Consider the following 21,922-nt stretch of genomic DNA (forward strand, 5'->3'; position numbering starts at 1 on the left):
CGCATGGATATTTCGTTTTTGAATTCACCCATTTCAGCGAAGGTCTGCGAATGGCGTTGATCAACCAGCGGCCAATGCCCGGCCAGTTGAACACCACTTCCGTAATCATCGCCAGCGTCAGCATGGTAGAAAACTGCAAACCCAGACGCGGGATGACGGGCGGCAGCGCGTTGTGCAGCACATGGCGGCGAATCACGGTGAAGCGAGATAATCCGCGCGTGGCTGCCGCTTTCACATAGTTTTTATCCATGACATCGCTAGTGCTGCTGCGCAGTAAACGAATGACCTCGGTGGTTGGCGCGACCGCCAGGACCACCACCGGCAAAATCATATGAGTCAGGGCACTCATCAACATCTCATGGCGCCACGGTGAAGGACTCAGCCAGGCATCAATCAGTGCAAAGCCGGTCACGTTTTGTACCGGGTAGAGCAGATCAAAGCGCCCGGAAACCGGTAACCAGCCCAGTGTCAGGGAGAAGAACAGGGTGAACAGCAGTGCCAGCCAGAACACCGGCATCGAGAAACCGAGCAGTGCCAGTGCGCTGATGGCTTTATCCTGCCATTTTTTGCGCATCACACCCGCGCAAATTCCCAGCGGAATACCCACCAGCAGCGCCAGCATGAAGGCCAAAATGCAAAGCTCCAGCGTGGCGGGGAACACCTCGCGCAGTTGCAGGTCGATCAGCTGGCCGTTGGTGCTGGAAACACCGAAGTCAAATTGCAGCAGGCCTTTAAACCAGAACCACCAGGCATCGAACAGTGAGGCACCTTCCAGCGGCGCATTCGGCGTAAAGTAGCTAAGACTGAAACTCACCAGCGACAATAAAAACAGGGTGATCAGCAGCAACAGCAGGCGACGCAATATATAGATGATCATGCTTATTCCTCGCTGCTCTCATCACGGTAAACCCCGGCAAACGAGGCATTCCCGAACGGACTTAGCACCAGACCTTTAATATCATGGCGATATGCCTGTAAACGCAACGATGACGCCAGCGGCAATACCGGTAATTCCTGCGCCAGGATTTGCTGTGCCTGATCGTAGCTGTCGATGCGCGCCGAAAGTTGCTGCGACAACAGCGCCCGTTGCAATGATTCATCAAAGGCCGGTGAACACCAGTGCGCAAAGTTGGTCTGCGAGCGGATGGCTGCACAGCTCAACAGCGGCCGGAAGAAGCTATCCGGGTCGTTACTGTCTGTTGCCCAGCCGGTCAGCGTCAGATCATGATTCATCGCCATCAACTGCGCTTCCTGGAAACGGCCTTCCACCGGCGCGATGGTGACGCGCACGCCAACCTGAGCCAAATCGGCTTGCAGCAGTTCAGCGGTTTTCAGTGGGCTGGGGTTCCAGGATTGAGAGGTGGTAGGCACCACCAGTCGCAAGTGCAGATCTTCCAGCCCGAGCGCTTTCAGCGCTTCACGAGCTTTCGCCGGATTGTATTCGGTGACCCGCGCATCATTATCATACGCCCAGGAAGCACGCGGTAAAATGGAGGCGGCGGTTTCTGCAGTGCCGTAATAGATCGATTCCATCAGGCGTTCGTTATTGATCGCCAGTGCCAGCGCGTGACGCACTTCCGGGCGATCCAGTGGCGGTTTACGCGTATTGAACGCTAAATAGGCGATGTTCATGCCAGGACGCAGCGTCATGCGCAGTCGCGGGTCATCACGCAAAATGGAGAGCTGGCTGGCCGCCGGATACGCCAGCACATCGCATTCACCTGTGAGCAACTTCGAAAGACGTCCTGTTCCGCCTACGCCAAGATCGATCACCACTTGCTGCAGACGCGGCACACCTTTCCAGTACTGCGGATTACGCGCAAGGCGCAAATATTGCCCGGTGCGGTACTCGCTCAACTGGAACGGTCCGGTACCTACCGGTTCGCGATCCAGACGCTCCTGCTGTCCTTTTGCCGTCAGCTTGTCGGCGTATTCCTGTGACAGGATTGGCGCGTAATGCGTAGCGATGTGCCAGAGGAAAGAGGCGTCCGGACTGTTGAGACGGATTTCTACCGTGTCGTTGTCCAGTTTTTTAACACTTTGCACCGAGTCAGAGAACTGCAAACTATCGAAATAGGGATAGCTGCCACCGTTGACGTTATGCCACGGATGCTGGCGATTAAACATGCGCGCAAAGCTGAACACCACGTCATCGGCATTCATTTTTCGCGTGGGTTTAAACCAGTTGGTGTGCTGGAAAGAGACATCTTTGCGCAGATGAAAACGATAAGTGGCACCGTTGTCACGCACTTCCCAGCTCTGTGCCAGGTCAGGAATCAGGCGATAAGTGTAAGGGTCCACATCCAGCAGGCGGTCATAGAGCTGTGCCGCCAGCGTATCCACAACCAGGCCGCTGCTGACCATTTGTGGATTAAAGGTATTGACCGTGCCATTGACGCAATAAACAAAACCGCTATTACGGATGTTATTGGTTGGTGCGGCCAGCGCAGACGCACTCAATACGCTGAGACCGAGCAGCAGCGAGGAGAATAATTTTGGCATAGAACTCAACGATTCTGAGGCAATAGCGTGAGTGTATCGCAAACGTCACGCACTCCCCAAATTCATGATGGTTCTGCGTTGTTTTTCGCCAATCTGGCGAAGGGGTAATCACAATGTTAGTGTGGAAATGAGAAAAATTCTCAATTAGGGCTTTACAGATGATAATAAGAATGATTATTATTCTTCTGCGCTTCGACGGTGGCTCTACCGAAGAAGAGCACGACATTGCTCACATTGCTTCCAGTATTAAGTTGCCCGCCTAGTGCGGGCTTTTTTTTGTGTGTCGTTTTTCCCGTCATCTTTTGCTCTGCTGCTGCGTTGGCTGCGCGCACTAACCCCAGTCACATACTGATGTATGCTCCCGGGGATTAGCGCACTTGCCGCCTTGCATCAGCACAAAAGCTATAGGGAAAACCGACCCACACCTGAGCTGTCGTTGGAAATCTTTCGACCAGTTAAACGATGATGTGGGGACTTCTCCGCTAGCAGCAAAGCCACGATGTACGCCTTAATAATCACCAGGGTGCACTTTTTCATCTTATGTGGCTAAGGCTAATCCATATCACGTGCCGGATACCGTGCTTGTTCATAATTTATCGTAATTGTTGGTACGTCATCCGCAGTAATTCGGCGCCGCAGCGTTTGCAGCACGCGCTTTGTTGTTCAATCTTCATCCCGCGCCTGGATGCCGTGCTTTTTCATCATGGCGCGTAACTGATGGTAGGTGACCCGCAATAGCTCGGCGGCGCGGCGTTGGTTGTATTTTGCCTGTTGCAAGCTGGCTTCGACCAGGTCGCGCTCCTGCTGGTTTTGCCACTGGCGCAGATCGAGTGGCAGGGCGGGTAAGCCGCGGGTGTTGGGTTCGGAATGGGTTTCAGGCGCGGCGTTGCGCGGGGCGAACGGGTTGATAATGATGTTATCCAGTTCCTCTTCTGCACTGTGATGGCGATACACCGAGCGTTCCACCACATTCTTCAATTCACGTACATTACCGGGCCAACTGTGGGTGAGTAGCGTGAGCTGAGCGCGCTCGCTGAAGCCGGGAAACAGCGGCAGGCCGAGCTCGCGGCACATCTGGATAGCAAAATGCTCGGCCATCACCAGAATATCGCTGCGGCGTTCGCGTAATGGTGGGAGTTGCACCACATCAAAGGCGAGACGATCGAGTAGATCCGCGCGGAATTTTCCTGCCGCAGCCAGTGCGGGTAAATCTTCATTGGTGGCACACACCAGCCGCACATTGACCTGCAACGACTGATTGCCGCCAACACGCTCTAACTGGCCGTATTCGATGACACGTAGCAGCTTTTCCTGCACCAGCATCGGCGCGGTCGCCAGCTCATCGAGGAACAAGGTGCCGGCGTCAGCACGCTCAAAGCGGCCAAGATGACGTTTTTGCGCGCCGGTAAACGCCCCGGCTTCGTGGCCGAACAGTTCGGAATCGAGCAGGTTTTCATTCAGCGCCGCGCAGTTCAGCGACACAAAAGGCCCTTGCCAGCGATCGGAGAGATAGTGCAGGCGGCTGGCAATCAACTCTTTACCGGTTCCGCGTTCGCCAATGACCAGCACCGGTTTTTCCAGCGGCGCGAGACGGGAAACCTGCTCCAGCACCTCCAGAAAGTTATTCGATTCGCCCAACAGGTTATCGTTACCATTTGCCATGATGAATTTCGCCACTGGTTAATCAATTTCACTACATTAATGGATGCATGCGCGAATGTAAAATATGCAAATTGTGCAAAATCAATAAATTAAAAGTTGGCACGGCATTTGTATTAAGAAACCGTGCCCCGCACAACCACATGACAATCAGAGGAACATCATTATGGGTATTTTTTCTCGTTTCGCCGACATCGTGAACGCTAACATCAATTCCCTGCTGGAACGCGCCGAAGATCCGCAGAAACTGGTACGCCTGATGATTCAGGAAATGGAAGACACGCTGGTGGAAGTTCGCTCCACCTCAGCGCGCGCGCTGGCAGAAAAGAAACAGCTGCTGCGCCGTATCGAGCAGGCCGAAATTCAGCAGGCTGAATGGCAGGAAAAAGCCGAACTGGCCATCAGCAAAGAAAAAGAAGACTTAGCGCGTGCTGCGTTGATTGAAAAACAGAAACTAACCGATCTGATTGCAGCACTCAAACAAGAAGCCATTCAGGTTGAAGAAACACTGGATCGCATGAAAGGCGAGATCGGTGAGCTGGAGAAAAAACTCAGCGAAACCCGTGCACGCCAGCAGGCCCTGACGCTGCGTCATCAGGCGGCATCTTCTTCCCGCGATGTGCGCCGTCAGCTGGACAGCGGTAAGCTGGATGAAGCCATGGCGCGCTTCGAGTCTTTCGAACGTCGTATTGACCACATGGAAGCGGAAGCGGAGAGTCAGCGTTTTGGTAAGCCAAAAGGTCTCGACCAGGAGTTTGCCGAGCTGAAAGCTGACGACGAAATCAGCCAGCAACTGGCCGCGCTGAAAGCCAAAATGAACCGCAGCGAGTAAGGGACGTGGGGCTCGACGCTGAGCCCCACGACCAGAGTGTTAATGATTAAGGAGAGTCAATGAGCGCACTTTTTCTCGCCATACCCCTGACGATCTTCGTGCTCTTTGTGGCGCCGATCTGGTTATGGCTGCACTACAGCAACAAACGCAACGGTGGCGCGGAACTGTCATCAGGCGATATGCAGCGTCTGCAACAGCTGACGCAAGACGCGCGCCGCATGCGTGAACGTGTGGAAGCACTCGAAGCCATTCTGGATGCGGAGCATCCAAACTGGAGGCAACCATGATGAATGGCCGCAAATTGTGGCGCATCCCGCAGCAAGGCAAAGTGCGCGGCGTCTGTGCCGGTCTGGCGGAGTATCTGGATATTCCGGTGCGCCTGTTACGTGTGATTGTGGTGCTGTCGCTGTTTTTCGGGTTGTTCATGTTTACCGTGGTGGCGTACTTCATCCTGGGCTTTGTGCTGGATGAAAAGCCCGCAGATGCACCCGACCAGCATACGCCAACTGCACGTGATTTACTGGATGAGCTGGAAACATCGTTGAAAAGTGATGAGCGTAACGTGCGAGATATCGAACGCTACGTCACCTCCGAGACCTTCAGCGTGCGCAGCCGCTTCCGTCAAATCTGATTTTTTCCGCCGGGCCCACTGCGGGTCCGCTTCACCGCATATTCTTAAGGAGTGGAGATGTACAATTCTCGTATGACTGCTCTGCGCCGCCGCGCAACACCTGCGTTGAAGTCGGCGGGGAAATTCATCATCATCAGTGTAGTAACCTATGGGCCCGGCGGGTTAGCTGGCTGGGCAGTGAAATCGGTGGCGCGTCGCCCGTTGCGCCTGCTTCTGGCGGCCGCCCTGGAACCGTTGCTGAGTAAGGCATTCAAACGCCTGTCAGCACGTTTCGTCAGGGAGATGGATGAAAAGACTGCAAAATGAACTGGCGGCGTTGATGAATCGCGGTGTTGACCGCCACTTACGCCTTGCCGTAACGGGGCTGAGCCGCAGCGGCAAAACCGCCTTTATCACCTCGCTGGTGAACCAACTTCTCAATGTACACAGCGGCGCCCGTTTGCCGCTGTTTTCCGTTGTGCGTGAAGAGCGCCTGCTGGGCGTCAAACGTGTGCCGCAGCGTGAGCTGGGGACGCCGCGTTTTACCTATGACGAAGGGCTGGCGCAACTCTATGGTACGCCTCCCATCTGGCCAACGCCGACACGCGGTGTCAGTGAAATGCGTCTGGCGCTGCGCTATCGGCCAGAGCAATCGCTGCTGCGCCACTTCAAAGATACCGCCACGCTCTATCTGGAAATCGTCGATTACCCTGGTGAATGGCTGCTCGATCTGCCGATGCTGGCGCAGGATTATCTCAGCTGGTCGCGACAGATGATGGGGTTGCTGCAGGGCGATCGTCAGCAGTGGGCGGCACACTGGCACAGCTTGTCACAGGATCTCGATCCTTTTGCCGCAGCGGATGAAAATCGTCTGGCGGAGATTGCCACGGCCTGGACGGATTATCTGCATCAGTGCAAAACCGAGGGGTTGCACTTTATTCAGCCAGGCCGCTTTGTGCTGCCGGGCGATATGGCAGGTGCCCCGGCACTGCAGTTCTTCCCCTGGCCACAGGTGGATGAGATTCACGCCAGCAAGCTGTTACAGGCTCCCGCAGGCAGTAACTTTGCCGTGCTGCAGCAACGTTTCAACTATTACTGCCAGCATGTGGTTAAGGGCTTCTACAAAAATTATTTTCTGCGTTTTGACCGTCAGATCGTGCTGGTGGATTGTCTGCAACCGTTAAACAGCGGGCCGCAGGCGTTCAATGATATGCGGCTGGCGTTGACCCAATTGATGCAGAGCTTCCATTACGGGCAGCGCACGCTATTCCGTCGTCTGTTTTCCCCGGTCATCGACAAACTCTTGTTTGCCGCCACCAAAGCCGACCATATCACGGCCGATCAGCACGCCAATATGGTGTCGCTGTTACAACAGTTGGTTCAGGATGCCTGGCAAAACGCGGCGTTTGAAGGGATCAGCATGGATTGTCTTGGACTGGCGTCGGTGCAGGCCACCGAAAGTGGGCTGGTGGATCATCGTGGCGAAAAGCTGCCCGCGCTGCGCGGTCATCGTCTAAATGATGGTGAACCACTGACCTTCTATCCCGGCGAAGTGCCGCCACGTTTGCCCGGACATCAGTTCTGGCAGCAGCAAGGATTTCAGTTTGAACAGTTCCGGCCGCAGCAGTTGGATGTTGATCGGCCGCTGCCGCACATTCGCATGGATGCCGCGCTGGAATTTTTACTTGGAGATAAATTGCGATGAGCGACGAAACCCCATTAAAGCCGCGCATTGATTTTGCACGACCGCTTGAAGCGGAGGCGCAGCAACCACTACGTGCGGCGCAAACTTTTAGTGAGGAAAGCGAGAGCGCGTTTCTTGCCACTCAAGAGTCAGAGCCGCTGGCAGAGGGCGAAGGTGAAAAAGTGGTTGAGGCCGCGCTACGCCCCAAACGCAGTCTCTGGCGCAAGCTGGTAGGGGCCGGCCTGGGGATTTTTGGCATCAGCGTGGTCGCACAGGGCGCTCAGTGGATGCACGATGCCTGGATCACGCGTGATTGGTTTTCACTCGGCACCGGCGTGGCTGGAAGCCTGATTGTGATTGCCGGAGCCGGGGCATTAATTGGCGAGTGGCGTCGTCTTTATCGACTGCGCCAGCGAGCCGAAGAGCGGGATATCGGGCGGGAATTACTGCACAGCCACGGTATCGGTAAAGGCCGCGCTTTTTGCGAAAAGCTGGCCCAGCAGGCGCAGCTCGATCAGGCGCATCCGGCTTTGCAGCGCTGGCACGCGGCGCTGCATGAAACCCATAACGATCGTGAAATTGTGATGCTTTACGCGCAACTGGTGCAACCGGTGCTGGATCGTCAGGCGCATCGCGAGATCAGCCGCCACGCTGCGGAATCGACACTGATGATTGCGGTGAGTCCACTGGCGCTGGTGGACATGGCGTTTATTGCCTGGCGCAACCTGCGGCTGGTCAATCGCATTGCGGCTATTTATGGTATCGAGTTGGGGTATTTCAGCCGTATCCGCCTTTTTCGTTTAGTGTTGCTGAATATGGCCTTTGCCGGTGCTTCCGAGCTGGTGCGTGAAGTGGGGATGGATTGGATGTCGCAGGACATCGCGGCCCGTCTCTCGGCACGCGCTGCTCAGGGTATCGGTGCTGGTTTGCTAACCGCGAGATTAGGCATCAAAGCTATGGAATTATGCCGTCCGCTGCCCTGGCTGGAAGATGATAAGCCGCGTCTCGGAGATTTCCGTCGGGAACTATTGGTTCAGCTAAAAGAATCCCTGTCTAAGAGTGGGGGTAAAGCAGGGCAGACTGCTAAATAATTCCCTGTTGCTCACCTTTCACGCTGTCAATCAGGTGGAAGGTGAAATTATCTTTGTTAAATGTGATATTTGGCGGGATTATTGTGGGTCATTCCGCTACACTTCTTCACGTCACCTGCCTTAAACTGTCAACTTTTCATGACAGGCCTCTTCTGAGGCGCTGCAAGTTAGCGTATTATCTCTAAAATCAAAACCTGACTAAGGCTCATCGCAATGCGTTTGGAAGTTTTCTGCCAGGACCGCATCGGTCTGGCGCGCGAGCTACTCGACCTGCTGGTTGCGCGCAACATCGACTTGCGCGGTATTGAAATTGCGCCACTCGGTCGCATCTATCTCAACTTTTCTGCCCTTGAATTCGAACCCTTCAGTACGCTGATGGCGGAAATCCGTCGTACACCTGGCGTAACAGATGTGCGCACCGTTAGCTACATGCCCTCTGAGCGTGAACATCGCGCGTTAAGTGCATTACTCATTGCTATGCCGGAGCCGGTGTTCTCTATCGACCTTAAATGCAAGGTGGAACTCGCCAACCCGGCAGCGCAAAACCTGTTTAATCTCGATGAACAGAAGCTGCGTAATCAGAACGCCGCGGCTCTGATCACCGGTTTCAATTTCCAGCGCTGGATCGAGAATGAGCGTGTGGAAGCCCAGGCACATCACGTTGTTATTCAGGGCCGTGATTTCCTGATGGAAGCCCGACCAATTTATCTGGCGGAAGAAGAGGGGCAGAGCGATCAGCCCGTCGGCGCGATGATCACGCTGAAATCCACCGCCCGCATGGGCCGTCAGCTGCAAAATCTCACCGTGACGGATGAGTCGGAATTTGACCACATCGTGGCGGTGACGCCGAAAATGCGTCAGGTGATCGATCAGGCACGTAAACTGGCGATGCACGACGCGCCACTGCTGATTGTCGGCGATACCGGCACCGGCAAAGATATGCTGGCACGCGCCTGCCATCTGCGCAGCGCACGCGGTAAAAAACCTTTTCTGGCGCTTAACTGTGCGTCTCTGCCGGATGATGTGGCTGAGAGCGAGCTGTTTGGTCACGCGGCGGGCGCGTATCCGAACGCGCTGGAAGGCAAGAAAGGTTTCTTTGAACAGGCCAATGGCGGCTCGGTGCTGCTGGATGAGATTGGTGAAATGTCACCGCGCATGCAGACAAAACTGCTGCGCTTCCTCAACGATGGCACTTTCCGTCGCGTGGGTGAAGAACATGAAGTGCATGTGGATGTGCGCGTCATTTGTGCCACGCAGAAGAACCTGATTGAGCTGGTGCAGCGTGGCGAGTTCCGTGAAGACCTGTTTTACCGCCTTAATGTACTGACGCTCAACTTGCCACCGTTGCGTGAGCGTCCGTTGGATATCCTGCCGCTAACCGAGATGTTTGTGGCGCGCTTTGCCGATGAGCAGGGGCTGCCGCGTCCGCGTTTGTCACCGCAGTTGGCACCGTTCCTGACACGCTATAACTGGCCGGGTAATGTGCGGCAGTTGAAAAATGCGCTGTATCGCGCACTGACGCAGCTGGAAGGCTACGAGTTACGTCCTCAGGACATCATTCTGCCTGAGCAGGCGTTAGATGTGACGCTGGGCGAAGAAGCGATGGAAGGTTCGCTGGATGAGATCACCAGCCGTTTCGAACGTTCGGTGCTGACGCGGCTCTACTTGTCTTACCCAAGCACGCGCAAACTGGCAAAACGTCTGGGTGTGTCGCATACCGCGATTGCCAATAAACTGCGTGAATATGGGTTGGGGCAGAAGCGCGGCGAGAGCGAGTAATTTTTCAGCGCTTATCTCACTGCCATAAAAAAGGGCGCACTTTATAAAGTGCGCCCTTATCACATCATATTAATGCTTACTTCAGTGCAGCCAGTGCCGCATCATAGTTGGGCTCTTCGGTGATTTCGTTCACCAATTCGCTGTAAATCACTTTGTCGTTTTCATCCAGTACCACTACTGCACGGGCAGTCAGGCCTTTCAGTGGGCCATCAGCAATCGCCACACCGTAATCTTCTTTGAACTCCGCACCGCGCAGCGCAGACAGGGTCACCACGTTGCTCACGTTTTCTGCACCGCAGAAACGAGACTGGGCAAACGGCAGATCGGCAGAGATGCACAGCACTACAGTGTTGCTGGATTCGCCAGAACGCTCGTTGAACTTGCGCACTGATGCCGCGCACACGCCGGTATCAATACTTGGGAAAATGTTCAGAACTTTGCGTTTACCTGCATACTGAGAAAGGGAGACGTCACTCAGGTCCTTTGCGACCAGAGAGAAAGCTTTTGCCTGTTCGCCAGCCTGCGGGAAGTGACCTGCAACCGGGACCGGATTGCCCTGAAAGTGAACATTCTGAGACATACGATTTCCTTTTAGCGATGAAAAAGTCTGGCATTAAGCCTGCCAGAGCAGATATAGCGTTTGTTTATGACATAATTTTGAAGGGTTTACGAGCGCATTTCGTCGCGATAGCAGAAGCACATCGCAATTAAGCCACGGATTTAAGGAGAATTAATGAGAACAGTGAAGAGTTATCCAGAGGCCTGGCCGTTACATTCGCCGTTTGTTATTTCACGCGGCAGCAGGACGGAAGCGCATGTTGTGGTGGTCGAGATTGAACAGGACGGCCTGAAAGGGGTAGGTGAAGCGACTCCTTACGCACGCTATGGCGAAAGTGAAGACTCGGTGCTGCAACAAATTGCCACGCAGTTGCCTGCGATACAAAATGGTATGACGCGAGCGGAGTTGCAACAGGCATTAGCGGCCGGTGCCGCGCGGAATGCGCTTGATTGTGCCTTATGGGATCTGGAACGCCAGCAACAGAATAAAAGTTTGCAGGCGCTGTGCGGTGTTGAGTTGGCAGAGGAAATCATTACTGCGCATACGGTGAGTATCGATACACCGGAAGCGATGGCCAGCAGCGCGTTAGCGTTGTGGCAACATGGTGCGCGTTTGCTGAAGATCAAACTCGATCATCATTTGATCAGTGAACGTCTGGTGGCGATTCGCAGTGCCGTACCGGAAGCGACGTTAATTGTGGATGCCAATGAGTCCTGGCAGGCAGAGGGACTGGCGGCACGCTGTCAGCTACTGGCAGATTTAAACATTGCGATGCTCGAACAACCGCTTCCGGCAGCCGAAGATGCCGCACTGGCGAACTTTGTCCACCCACTTCCTATCTGTGCGGATGAGAGTTGTCACACCCGGGAGAATCTGGCGCAGTTGAAAGGGCGCTATGAGATGGTGAACATCAAGCTGGATAAAACCGGTGGATTGACGGAAGCCCTGGCGCTGGCAAATGAGGCGCGTCAGCAAGGGTTTGCAGTGATGCTCGGCTGTATGCTGTGTACTTCAAGGGCAATCCGCGCGGCGTTACCGCTGACACCGATTGCAAAATTCGCCGATCTTGACGGCCCAACCTGGCTGGCTGCCGATGTTGAGCCGTCGCTGCATTTTTCACACGGCGTGCTTAAGCCTGCGGCTGCCAGCGCAGCAGGTTAATCATCGCATCAAGGTACACTTCAGTCGCTTCATCCACTGAAATGGGCGGCATCTCGGCGGTTATGCACAACAAGCCGAGATCGTCGCACCAGCTGCCAAATGATCCCGGCGTGGCATAGCCCACGCTGCTCACCACCGGTAATTGCGTTTGTTCTGCCAGCCACTGCGCGAGGTGGCTGTGGTGTGGATCGTCAATGCAAGCCAGAGGCTCATGCCAGGACACCACCCAGCGCGGCTTGATTTGGTGGATCAGCTGACACAGTGCGCGCGTTTCCGGCTCGGAAGCGGGGCTGCTGCCCGTTGACAGCACCACATCACGTTCGTCCGCTGCGCTGTTCCAGCGATACACCGTGTCGCCATTTTGCCAGTTGGCGGCCGGGAAATTGCGGTTGAGATCGACACCGTTGGCATTGGCACGCAGGCCCAATTGGCATCCATCCGGATTCACCGCCAGCACCACATGATGGCGGCGCAGTGGCTCCGGCAGCGTGCGCATCGCACCGGATAAGGTCGCGACGGCGGCATTTTCATCACCGTGCGTGCCGGCAATGATCAACCCACTGTCGGCATCGGCCGCCGGGGCCGGGAACCACAGCAGCGGTGCGCCGAGCACCGATTGCCCATAATGTTGCCAGACCGCGTCGAGTTTGCCGCGCAGCGGGCGGGGATGATGTGACGACATGACATTCCTCTCTGAAATCGTGCAATGAGCGCATGGATAGCAAGGCGCTTCAGGATTAAAAAATGTGACCGACAATTCAGCCTCAACATAACGGTAAACAGCAGACAGGGAAATAGCTATATATCAATCAGCAATTTGCGATAGAGTCACTAAATACGCTGGCGACGCAGACCTCTTCGCAGTCGCCATTTTTTTGGGTAAAGGAGTGGTGATGACATTAACTTTCCGCAAGACGCTGGCCGCCGTAATGATTGCTGGTGTTTTCTCACCGGTGTTTGCTGCTAATGTGCCAACGGGCGCACAGTTAGCGCCGACTCAGGAAATTGTTCGCCATATCAAAGACGAACCCGCTTCTCTGGATCCCATGAAAGCCGTGGGTCTGCCAGAAATTCAGGTGATGCGCGATTTGTTCGAAGGGCTGACCAATCAGGACGCACACGGCAAAATCGTGCCGGGCGTGGCTGAAAGCTGGCACAGCAATGACAACAAAACCTGGATTTTCACGCTGCGCAAAGATGCGCGCTGGTCAAATGGCGAACCGGTGACAGCGCAGGACTTCGTTTATAGCTGGCAGCGCCTGGTGGAGCCGAAAAACAGTTCTCCCTTTGCGTGGTTTGCCGCGCTGAGCGGTATCGAAAACGCGGATGCCATCACTAAAGGGCAAATGAGCGCTGATAAGTTGGGTGTCACAGCCACCGATGCCACTCATTTGAAGGTGACATTGTCACGCCCGGTGCCGTGGTTCCCGAGCATGGTGGCGAATGCCGCGATGTATCCGGTATCGCAGAAGGTGATTGAGCAAAATCCTGATAGCTGGACGTCGCCTGGTAAACTGGTGGGCAACGGCGCCTATCAATTGCAGGATCGCGTGGTGAACGAAAAAATTGTGTTGGTGCGCAATCAACACTACTGGGACAACAGCCATTCCGTACTCACCAAAGTGACCTTTATCCCCATCAATGAAGAGTCCAGTGCCACCAAACGTTACCGCGCGGGCGATATCGATATCACCGAATCTTTCCCGAAAAATATGTATGCGCTGCTGAAAAAAGAACTGCCGGGCCAGGTGTATACGCCGGATCAGTTGGGCACCTATTACTACGCCTTTAACACCGAAAAGGGACCGACCGCCGATGTGCGCGTGCGTAAAGCGCTGTCATGGAGTATCGATCGCCGCATTATCGCCGAGAAAGTGTTGGGTACCGGGGAGAAACCGGCCTGGCACTTTACACCGGATGTCACGGCAGGATTTACACCGCAGCAAAGTTATCTGCAACAGCACAGCCAGCAGGAGTTGAATGCCCAGGCAAAAGCGCTGCTGACGTCAGCGGGTTACGGTCCTGGCAAACCGCTGCATTTGACGCTGCTGTATAACACCTCGGAAAGCCATCAGAAGATCGCCATCGCCGTGGCGTCGATGTGGAAAAAGAACCTTGGAGTGGACGTTACGCTGCAAAACCAGGAGTGGAAAACCTACATCGACAGCCGCAACAGCGGTAACTTTGACGTGATCCGTGCGTCATGGGTCGGGGATTACAATGAACCTTCCACTTTCCTGAGTTTGTTGACCTCAACACACACCGGCAATATCGCCCGTTTCCACAGCGCGGATTATGATGCGGTGCTGACCAAAGCGAGCATGGAAACCAGCGTGGCTGCGCGCAACACCGACTATAACAAAGCGGAGCAGATCATTGCCGATCAGGCGCCGATCGCCCCGATCTACCAATATACCAACGGGCGACTAATCAAACCGTGGGTCAAAGGTTATCCTATCACCAATCCCGAAGATGTCGCTTATAGTCGCGAACTGTGGATCGAAAAGCACTGATATAACAACGCTAATCAGCAGAGTGGTGTGATTGTGTGCGTCTCCATAACCGGAGCAACGGATTAAGGAGACGCATCCAATGACGATGTTGCCGCTCTCGCTTTCTGCCGATGCTCACCTTTATCTTGTCATCTTTGCTCACAGCCTGATGATTGCAACTCGTCTGCGCCACGCTAGACTGTATCGTATTGATTTTGAAAGTGAGGCGAGTCAGTGAACGTCATTGAAGGAAAAGCGTTAAAAGTTTCGGATGCCATTATCTCCTGCCAACTCGACGGCAAAGGCGGGGTTATCCCGATTGAAGATAAAGATGTCATCAACTGTGAGCGTCCGTGCTGGCTGCATCTGAACTACACCCAACGGCAAAGTGCCGAGTGGCTGCAAAATACCCCGCTGATCCCCGATTCCGTGCGTGATGCGTTAGCGGGCGACAGCATGCGCCCACGCGTCGCGCGCCTGGGCGACGGTTTTATGATTGTGCTGCGCAGCGTCAATCACAACGCCGATTCACGACCGGATCAACTCGTCGCCATGCGCGTGTTTATCAACGACAAAGTGATCGTCTCCACGCGTCGCCGCAAAGTGTATGCCATTGACGAAGTGCTGGCTGATTTGCAAAACGGTAACGGCCCGGTGGATGGCGGTAGCTGGCTGGTGGATGTTTGCGATGCGCTCACCGATCACGCCAGCGAATTTATCGAAGAGATGCACGACAAAATTATCGAGCTGGAAGATGCGTTGATGGATCAGCAGGTTCCGGCACGCGGCGAGTTAGCGCTGCTGCGTAAGCAACTGATCGTGATGCGTCGTTATATGGCGCCACAGCGTGATGTATATGCCCGTCTGGCGAGTGAAAAACTGCCGTGGATGAATGATGACGACCGTCGTCGTATGCAGGACGTGGCCGATCGTCTGGGACGCGGACTGGATGACCTCAATGCAGGCGTAGCGCGTACCGGGATTTTGGCCGATGAAATCGCGTCTTTACTGGCAGAGTCGATGAACCGCCGCACCTATACCATGTCGCTGATGGCGATGATTTTCCTGCCCGCGACCTTCCTGACCGGTTTATTTGGCGTCAACCTTGGCGGTATTCCGGGTGGTAGTTGGCCGCTGGGCTTTACCGCGTTTTGCGTACTACTGCTGGTGATGGTGGTGGGCGTGGCGATATGGCTCAAACGACGCAACTGGTTGTAATGTAAGGCTCAGGTTATAAGCGTTAACCCGCTGTTAAATAAGGTGCTGTAAGCAAAAAAGCGGGAAAAACCTGATCGATATCAATAAGTGGATCGCCTAACAGGGGCAAACTCTCTCTCGCAGGTGAATGCAACGTCAAGCGATGGGCGTTGCGCTCCATATTGTCTTACTTCCTTTTTTAGAATTACTGCATAGCACATTTGATTCGTACAACGCCGGCTAATCCGCCGGCTTTTTTTTGCCCGCTTGGCTTGGCTGTGTTTCCTTTCCTATGCTTAAAGAACATTCAGCGATAAGGAGCAGGGCATGCAAGAACTCATTGCCAGCGATCCCATTCCAACCGATCCGCCACCGATTCCAGAACCGATTCCTCATCCGCAGCCCATTCCGGAACCCGATCCTCCCTACGATCCCGAGTTTCCACCGATCATCGATCCGCCACCTCACCGGTAATAAAAAAGGCGCAGAGCCGAAGCGCTGCGCCTTAATTAGAATCGTCCGCGAATTACTTAATTTCTAACACATCCAGTCGCGCGCTCATTTCCGGCGCGTCTTCTTCGTCCGGCTGCCAGCCCGCAGGTTTCACCGGCAATGTTTCGCGATCAAAGCCAATATCGCCGCCGTCGACCACTTCATCGCCGTGCTGAATGCCTTTAAAGTCGAACAAATTAATGTCCGCCATGTGCGAAGGCACAATGTTCTGCATCGCACTGAACATGGTTTCGATACGGCCAGGATAGCGTTTATCCCAGTCACGCAGCATATCCGCGACGACCTGACGCTGCAGGTTCGGCTGTGAACCGCACAGATTGCACGGAATAATCGGATACTGGCGCGCTTCAGCGAAGCGGATGATGTCTTTTTCGCGGCAATAGGCCAGCGGACGAATGACGATATGTTTGCCATCGTCACTCATCAGCTTTGGTGGCATACCTTTCATTTTGCCGCCGTAGAACATGTTCAGGAACAGGGTCTGCAGGATATCGTCGCGATGATGGCCCAGCGCAATCTTAGTACAGCCCAGTTCAGTGGCGGTGCGGTAAAGGATCCCGCGACGCAGACGTGAACAGAGCGAACAGGTGGTCTTGCCTTCCGGAATCTTCTCTTTAACGATCGAGTAAGTATCTTCGTCAACGATTTTATACTCGACACCCTGTTCTTCCAGATACGCGGGCAGAATATGCGCCGGAAATCCTGGCTGTTTTTGGTCGAGGTTGACCGCCACCAGTGAGAAGTTCACCGGCGCGCTCTTCTGCAAACTGCGCAAAATTTCCAGCATGGTGTAGCTGTCTTTACCGCCAGACAGGCAGACCATGATGCGATCGCCTTCTTCAATCATGTTGAAATCAGCAATGGCCTCGCCCACGTTACGACGCAGACGCTTCTGAAGCTTGTTCAGGTTATATTGTTCTTTCTTCGTTACTTCTTGATTTTCTGACATTATTTTCACGCTTGAGAATGAACGCAAGGGTCGTTGGCGGCTGAATAAAGCTTCAGCGGCAATAAACCCTTATGACATGAGTGCGTATGGTACGGATTGCGCAGGCGAATGCCAGTCTGATGTGATCTCTTTTCACGGATTCCTGCGATAAAACCGCACACTTTGCCAGAACAATCTGCCCATTTATTGATCTGGGTAAAGATTGTGCACATCGCTGCCTGACAGGATGGATGAAGTGTTTTTTTAGTTTCTAAAGGTGAGGAGAGGCAGATGCAAACGTACGACATGGTTTTTGAAGAAGCGTGCCGGCTAGTCGGGCAATGTTATCTCGAGCTGGCACAGCGTGGATCAGCAACAGAAAAAGAGGTGGTAGCGACAGAATTGCGTAATCTGCAACTGCGCTATCGGGAGTTAACCGGCTCGCCCAATCGCGCGGTTGAGATGGCAATTATTCAGCTTCAACCCTGTTAAATCATTAAGCCCGGCCAGCGCGCCGGGCTTAGTTCATTTAGTCACTTTTCTCTGCTTTACCGGCCATTTCCGCCAGTCTTTGATAGCGTTGATTGGCGGCTTCGGTTGCATCCTGCCAGATCTGCGCGGCGGCTTCCGGTTCACGGGTTTGCAACTGGCGGAAACGCTGCTCGTTCATCAATGCCTCTTCCAGCACCGAGGTGGGCGGGCGAGAATCCAGCGCCAGTGCCGCTTTACCTTGTTCTGCACGTCGAGGGTCATAACGATACAGCGGCCAGAATCCGCTGGTGGTCAACAATCGCATCTGCTCATGGCTGTAGGCGAGGTCGTAACCGTGCTCTTCACACGGACTGTAGGCGATGATCAGCGATGGGCCGGGCCAGGCTTCCGCTTCCTGAATCGCTTTCACCGTCTGATTCAACTGCGCGCCCAGCGAAATTTGGGCCACATACACATGCCCATACAGCATGGTGGCAACGCCTAAATCCTTACGTGCTTTACGCTTGCCTTGTTCGCCAAACTTGGTGACTGCGCCGAGCGGCGTGGCTTTGGAGGCTTGTCCGCCGGTATTGGAATAGCACTGGGTGTCGAGAACCAGCACGTTGACGTTTTCGCTCAGGCTCATCACATGATCAAGACCGCCATAGCCGATGTCATAGGCCCATCCATCGCCTCCAATCAGCCAGACAGATTTCTCCACCAGCGCATCGGCGATAACCCGCAATTCGCCTGCGTGCGCTGATGATGAAGCCGCCAGCTGCTGACGCAGTTCAACGATTTGCTCGCGACGAACAGAGGGCAGGACATTTTCCTCTTTCAATGCTGCCACTAAAGCGTCAGGCAACTGTGGCGCACACTGATCTAACAGACGTAGCGCACGCTGTTTCTGCTGATCAACGCTCAGGCGGAAACCGAGCCCGAATTCAGCATTATCTTCAAACAGGGAATTGGCCCATGCCGGTCCGCGTCCTTCAGCGTTAGTGGTGTAAGGGGTGGAGGGGAGATTACCGCCATATATGGATGAGCAACCGGTGGCGTTGGCAATCAACAGGCGATCGCCATACAGCTGCGTCAGCAACTTGATATAGGGCGTCTCCCCACAGCCGGAACAGGCGCCTGAATACTCAAACAGCGGGGTGATCAGTTGTGAGGTGCGAATATCAATGCGTTCCAGCTGTTCCGCCGTGATTTCCGGCAGCGCAAGAAACGCATCGTAATTCACCTTTTCAGTTTCAACATGCTCAAGACGGGATTGCATGTTGATGGCTTTAATCTCCGGGTGCTGGCGATCGCTGGCCGGGCACACTTCGACACACAGATTACAGCCGGTACAATCCTCAGGCGCTACCTGCAACACGTATTTCTGGCCGCGCATATCGCGTGATTTGACGTCGAGAGAAGCAAGTGAATCGGGTGCGGAGTCCATGGCTGCAGGCGCAACAACTTTAGCGCGAATCGCCGCGTGCGGGCAGGCTGCTACGCAGTGATTACACTGCGTACACAGGTCGGGTTGCCAGATGGGGATCGCTTCGGCGATGTTGCGTTTTTCCCACTGGGTGGTGCCAACGGGCCAGGTGCCGTCTGGCGGCAGTGCGGACACCGGCAATTTGTCGCCTAATCCTGCCAGCATGGCGGCGGTGACGGTTTTGACAAAATCCGGTGCGCTATCGGATACCACCGGCGGGCGGTGTGGACTGTGCTGATCAACCGTCTGCAGCGGCACCGCTTCCAGCGCCTGTTGAGCCATCGCCAGCGCCTGCCAGTTACGTTGCACCAGCTCCTCGCCTTTACTGCTGTAACTGCGTGCAATGGCGTTTTGCAGTTCGGTTAATGCACTGTCGCCGGGCAAAATCTGCGTCAACTGGAAGAACGCCATTTGCATCACGGTATTAATGCGCGCACCGAGCTGGCATTCACGCGCAATACGCGCCGCATTGATGACATAAAACCGCGCCTGCTTGTCATTAAGCTGGCTCTGCACTTCCTGCGGCAGGCGTGACCAGACTTCATCAGCGGCATAAGGCGTATTCAGCAGAAAAATGCCGCCCGGTTTCAACTGATCAAGCATCGAATATTTATCGATGAACTGCAGCTGATGGCAGCCAATAAAATCAGCCTGTTGCACCAGATACGCCGACTGGATGGGATGTTCACTGACGCGCAGATGCGAAACGGTCAGGCCGCCCGCTTTTTTCGAGTCATAAACGAAATAGCCTTGCACGTGCCACGGCGTGGCATTGCCGATGATCTTCAGATTATTTTTGCTGGCGCTCACGCTGCCGTCACTGCCAAGGCCGTAAAACAGCGCTTCCAGTCGCGCCCGGTTCGGCACGATGTTGGCCTCCATCGGCAGCGATAAGTGCGTGACATCATCATAAATACCCACGGTGAAACGCGCAGGCGGTTGTTCACGCTGCAGCGCACGGAACACAGCGAGCACGGCATCAGGGGCAAACTCTTTCGATGACAGACCGTAGCGTCCGCCGATCACTTTCGGCAGCGTCGGGCGTTCACCCCGGCTAAAGGCTTCAGCCAGTGCGGTCATCACATCCAGGAACAGCGGTTCACCCAGTGCGCCGGGCTCTTTAGTGCGATCCAGCACCGCCACGCGCTGAACCGAAGCGGGCAGCGTTTTGATCAGATGCGCCGCTGAAAACGGACGATAGAGGCGGACTTTCACCAATCCGACCTTTTCGCCGCGCTGCAACAGAACATCAATCGCTTCTTCGGCGGTGCCGCAGCCCGAACCCATCATTACTATCACGCGCTCAGCCTGCGGATGACCATAAAACTCAAACGGCTGATACTGGCGGCCGGTGTTAGCGGCAAACGCGTCCATGGCGGCTTCAACATGGCCGGTACAGGCGTCGTACCAGCGGTTAGTGGCTTCGCGTGACTGGAAATAGGTATCAGGATTGGCGGAGGTGCCGCGAATGGTTGGACGATCCGGCGTCAGTGCGCGTGCACGATGTTCTGCGATCGCTTGTGCTGGCATCAGTGCTTGCAGGGTTTCATCACTGATGGGGACGATCTTGTTGATCTCATGTGAGGTGCGGAAACCGTCGAAGAAGTGGATAAAGGGCACACGGCTATTCAGTGAAGCCATCTGAGAAATCAACGCGAAATCCTGTGCTTCCTGCACGCTGGAAGCACACAGTTGTGCGCAACCGGTCTGGCGCACCGCCATCACATCAGAGTGATCGCCAAATATCGACAGCGCATGCGTGGCAACAGTTCGCGCAGCAACATGCAGGACAAACGGCGTCAGCTGCCCGGCGAGTTTATACAGCGTCGGGATCATCAGCAGCAGGCCCTGCGATGACGTGAACGTGGTGGAAAGGGCGCCGGTTTGTAACGCACCGTGCACGGTAGCAATCGCGCCGCCTTCTGACTGCATCTCCACCACGCGAGGGATATCACCCCAGATATTGCGACGACCTTCGCCAGACCAACTGTCGGCCAGTTCCGCCATGGTGGAACTGGGCGTGATGGGATAAATGGCGATCACTTCACTGGTGCGGAAAGCGACCGAAGCCACCGCACCGTTGCCGTCGACGGTAATCATAAATCGTCCTTTGCTACGCTGAGAAACCCGAAACTTTACGGGGGTAATGATTCAGTTTAGCAAAGCAATTTGGTCGGACTTTTTCATCTGTGTGGTGGCGACAGGTGAGCGCACTGCCATCTAAGGTTGTTGATTTTTACATCATTTCTAATGACTGAACACCTTTGATTTCCATCACTTTATCGTAGATGGTGTGAATAGCTGCACTGCGTGACAATGTCACCTCAACGCTGAGTTCACACAGGCCATTCTCCTCATCCCGATTTACCACAGCAATGTGACCGTAACGGATATTCTCGCGTTGCAGCACCAGCAACACCAGCGGCACGCTTTTGGGTTTAAGGTGCACCATTAGCGTGTGATGGCGGCCAATCAGCCAATGACTGATGCGACGGAAAGTTTCTAACACCACCAGCGCTAGCACCGTGCCATAAATACCGATTTCATACATGCCGCTACCAATCACCAGGCCAATCGCGGCGGTGACCCACAAACCTGCGGCGGTGGTTAAACCCTTGACCACTTGTTTTTGGATGATGATGGTACCGGCGCCGAGGAAGCCCATCCCACTCACCACCTGTGCGGCAATTCGGCTGGGATCCAGCGCCACGTGATCACTATCAAGCATGTCCGCGAAGCCATACTTAGACACCAGCATAAACATGGCACTGCCAATACCCACCAAAATGTGGGTGCGTAATCCGGCCTCTTTGGCGCGCATCTGACGCTCGAGGCCAATCAATCCACCCAAAATGCCGGCGAGCGCAATACGGATCAACATGTCTGTTAGCATGATTCCTCCTTATGCATTGATAAATAGGATTGTTTCGGTGAAAAAAGGCTGATCAGGTCCAATCA

The 21,922-nt window shown here is 54.6% G+C and carries 21 protein-coding genes; 13 read left to right on the forward strand and 8 right to left on the reverse strand.

All coding sequences use genetic code 11. The features are described 5' to 3' along the window. From sapB to pspF, 3 genes are all read right to left on the reverse strand, one after another. The coding region (gene sapB, locus H7A81_RS15565; protein ID WP_182057972.1) for a putrescine export ABC transporter permease SapB at positions 1-877 on the reverse strand (877 nt) is incomplete at its 3' end. Positions 878-879: 2 nt separating this feature from the next. Next, positions 880-2,502, reverse strand: coding sequence for an ABC transporter substrate-binding protein SapA (sapA, locus tag H7A81_RS15570; protein ID WP_160867425.1), 1,623 nt, complete (start codon positions 2,500-2,502; stop codon positions 880-882). A 663-nt stretch (positions 2,503-3,165) separates the two neighbouring features. After that, positions 3,166-4,164 (reverse strand): phage shock protein operon transcriptional activator, encoded by a 999-nt coding sequence (gene pspF, locus H7A81_RS15575; protein WP_182057973.1) that lies wholly within the window; start codon positions 4,162-4,164, stop codon positions 3,166-3,168. Positions 4,165-4,327: 163 nt separating this feature from the next. Here pspF and pspA point away from each other — a divergent pair, with 163 nt between their 5' ends. From pspA to tyrR, 7 genes are all read left to right on the forward strand, one after another. Further along, the gene (gene pspA, locus H7A81_RS15580) at positions 4,328-4,993 is read left to right on the forward strand and encodes a phage shock protein PspA (RefSeq protein WP_034821385.1); all 666 of its coding nucleotides are present in this window, start codon (positions 4,328-4,330) and stop codon (positions 4,991-4,993) included. Between the two features lie 59 nt (positions 4,994-5,052). Continuing rightward, positions 5,053-5,280 (forward strand): envelope stress response membrane protein PspB, encoded by a 228-nt coding sequence (pspB, locus tag H7A81_RS15585; RefSeq protein WP_034821383.1) that lies wholly within the window; start codon positions 5,053-5,055, stop codon positions 5,278-5,280. After that, entirely contained in the window at positions 5,277-5,624 is a 348-nt protein-coding gene (pspC, locus tag H7A81_RS15590) for an envelope stress response membrane protein PspC (protein ID WP_034821381.1), read from the forward strand. Before pspB ends, pspC begins: the two co-directional genes overlap by 4 nt. Before the next feature lie 57 nt (positions 5,625-5,681). Next, entirely contained in the window at positions 5,682-5,930 is a 249-nt protein-coding gene (gene pspD / locus H7A81_RS15595; protein ID WP_182057974.1) for a phage shock protein PspD, read from the forward strand. Next, on the forward strand, positions 5,911-7,308 hold the full coding sequence (locus H7A81_RS15600) for a YcjX family protein (RefSeq protein WP_182057975.1): 1,398 nt from the start codon (positions 5,911-5,913) through the stop codon (positions 7,306-7,308). The genes pspD and H7A81_RS15600 overlap by 20 nt, the downstream gene beginning before the upstream one ends. Then, a complete protein-coding gene (locus H7A81_RS15605; RefSeq protein WP_166935000.1) occupies positions 7,305-8,378 on the forward strand; it encodes a YcjF family protein in 1,074 nt (357 codons plus the stop codon). Before H7A81_RS15600 ends, H7A81_RS15605 begins: the two co-directional genes overlap by 4 nt. 213 nt (positions 8,379-8,591) lie before the next feature. Further along, positions 8,592-10,157, forward strand: coding sequence for a transcriptional regulator TyrR (gene tyrR / locus H7A81_RS15610; RefSeq protein ID WP_182057976.1), 1,566 nt, complete (start codon positions 8,592-8,594; stop codon positions 10,155-10,157). A gap of 76 nt (positions 10,158-10,233) precedes the next feature. Here the strand turns inward: tyrR and tpx are convergent, their stop codons facing one another. Then, positions 10,234-10,737, reverse strand: coding sequence for a thiol peroxidase (gene tpx, locus H7A81_RS15615; protein ID WP_034821364.1), 504 nt, complete (start codon positions 10,735-10,737; stop codon positions 10,234-10,236). A gap of 153 nt (positions 10,738-10,890) precedes the next feature. Here tpx and ycjG point away from each other — a divergent pair, with 153 nt between their 5' ends. Continuing rightward, entirely contained in the window at positions 10,891-11,877 is a 987-nt protein-coding gene (gene ycjG, locus H7A81_RS15620) for an L-Ala-D/L-Glu epimerase (protein WP_166935002.1), read from the forward strand. On the opposite strand, the gene mpaA is transcribed toward ycjG, so the two are convergent. Continuing rightward, on the reverse strand, positions 11,846-12,559 hold the full coding sequence (gene mpaA, locus H7A81_RS15625; RefSeq protein ID WP_182057977.1) for a murein tripeptide amidase MpaA: 714 nt from the start codon (positions 12,557-12,559) through the stop codon (positions 11,846-11,848). The genes ycjG and mpaA overlap by 32 nt on opposite strands. A gap of 211 nt (positions 12,560-12,770) precedes the next feature. Between mpaA and H7A81_RS15630 the strand changes: the two genes are divergently transcribed. From H7A81_RS15630 to H7A81_RS15645, 4 genes are all read left to right on the forward strand, one after another. Continuing rightward, on the forward strand, positions 12,771-14,390 hold the full coding sequence (locus H7A81_RS15630; RefSeq protein ID WP_182057978.1) for an ABC transporter substrate-binding protein: 1,620 nt from the start codon (positions 12,771-12,773) through the stop codon (positions 14,388-14,390). Positions 14,391-14,469: 79 nt separating this feature from the next. Further along, positions 14,470-14,607 carry a hypothetical protein gene (locus H7A81_RS15635; protein ID WP_166935008.1) on the forward strand — a complete coding sequence of 46 codons (138 nt, stop codon included), beginning with the start codon at positions 14,470-14,472 and terminating at the stop codon, positions 14,605-14,607. Further along, on the forward strand, positions 14,604-15,587 hold the full coding sequence (zntB, locus tag H7A81_RS15640) for a zinc transporter ZntB (RefSeq protein WP_166935010.1): 984 nt from the start codon (positions 14,604-14,606) through the stop codon (positions 15,585-15,587). Before H7A81_RS15635 ends, zntB begins: the two co-directional genes overlap by 4 nt. Positions 15,588-15,893: 306 nt before the next feature. After that, complete coding sequence (locus H7A81_RS15645) at positions 15,894-16,040, forward strand: hypothetical protein (RefSeq protein WP_167347098.1); 147 nt, start codon at positions 15,894-15,896, stop codon at positions 16,038-16,040. Positions 16,041-16,092: 52 nt separating this feature from the next. Here H7A81_RS15645 and ttcA read toward each other — a convergent pair whose 3' ends face one another. Then, a complete protein-coding gene (gene ttcA, locus H7A81_RS15650; protein ID WP_182057979.1) occupies positions 16,093-17,028 on the reverse strand; it encodes a tRNA 2-thiocytidine(32) synthetase TtcA in 936 nt (311 codons plus the stop codon). Positions 17,029-17,298: 270 nt separating this feature from the next. Between ttcA and H7A81_RS15655 the strand changes: the two genes are divergently transcribed. Continuing rightward, positions 17,299-17,499, forward strand: coding sequence for a DUF2767 family protein (locus H7A81_RS15655; RefSeq protein WP_034821329.1), 201 nt, complete (start codon positions 17,299-17,301; stop codon positions 17,497-17,499). A gap of 37 nt (positions 17,500-17,536) precedes the next feature. On the opposite strand, the gene nifJ is transcribed toward H7A81_RS15655, so the two are convergent. Both nifJ and H7A81_RS15665 read right to left on the reverse strand, forming a co-directional pair. Continuing rightward, positions 17,537-21,064, reverse strand: coding sequence for a pyruvate:ferredoxin (flavodoxin) oxidoreductase (gene nifJ / locus H7A81_RS15660; protein ID WP_182057980.1), 3,528 nt, complete (start codon positions 21,062-21,064; stop codon positions 17,537-17,539). 136 nt (positions 21,065-21,200) lie between these two features. Next, on the reverse strand, positions 21,201-21,857 hold the full coding sequence (locus H7A81_RS15665) for an MgtC/SapB family protein (protein ID WP_034821327.1): 657 nt from the start codon (positions 21,855-21,857) through the stop codon (positions 21,201-21,203). Positions 21,858-21,922: the final 65 nt, after the last annotated feature.

It is taken from the genome of Pantoea sp. ME81, from assembly GCF_903970985.1.
GTDB lineage: Bacteria > Pseudomonadota > Gammaproteobacteria > Enterobacterales > Enterobacteriaceae > Pantoea > Pantoea communis.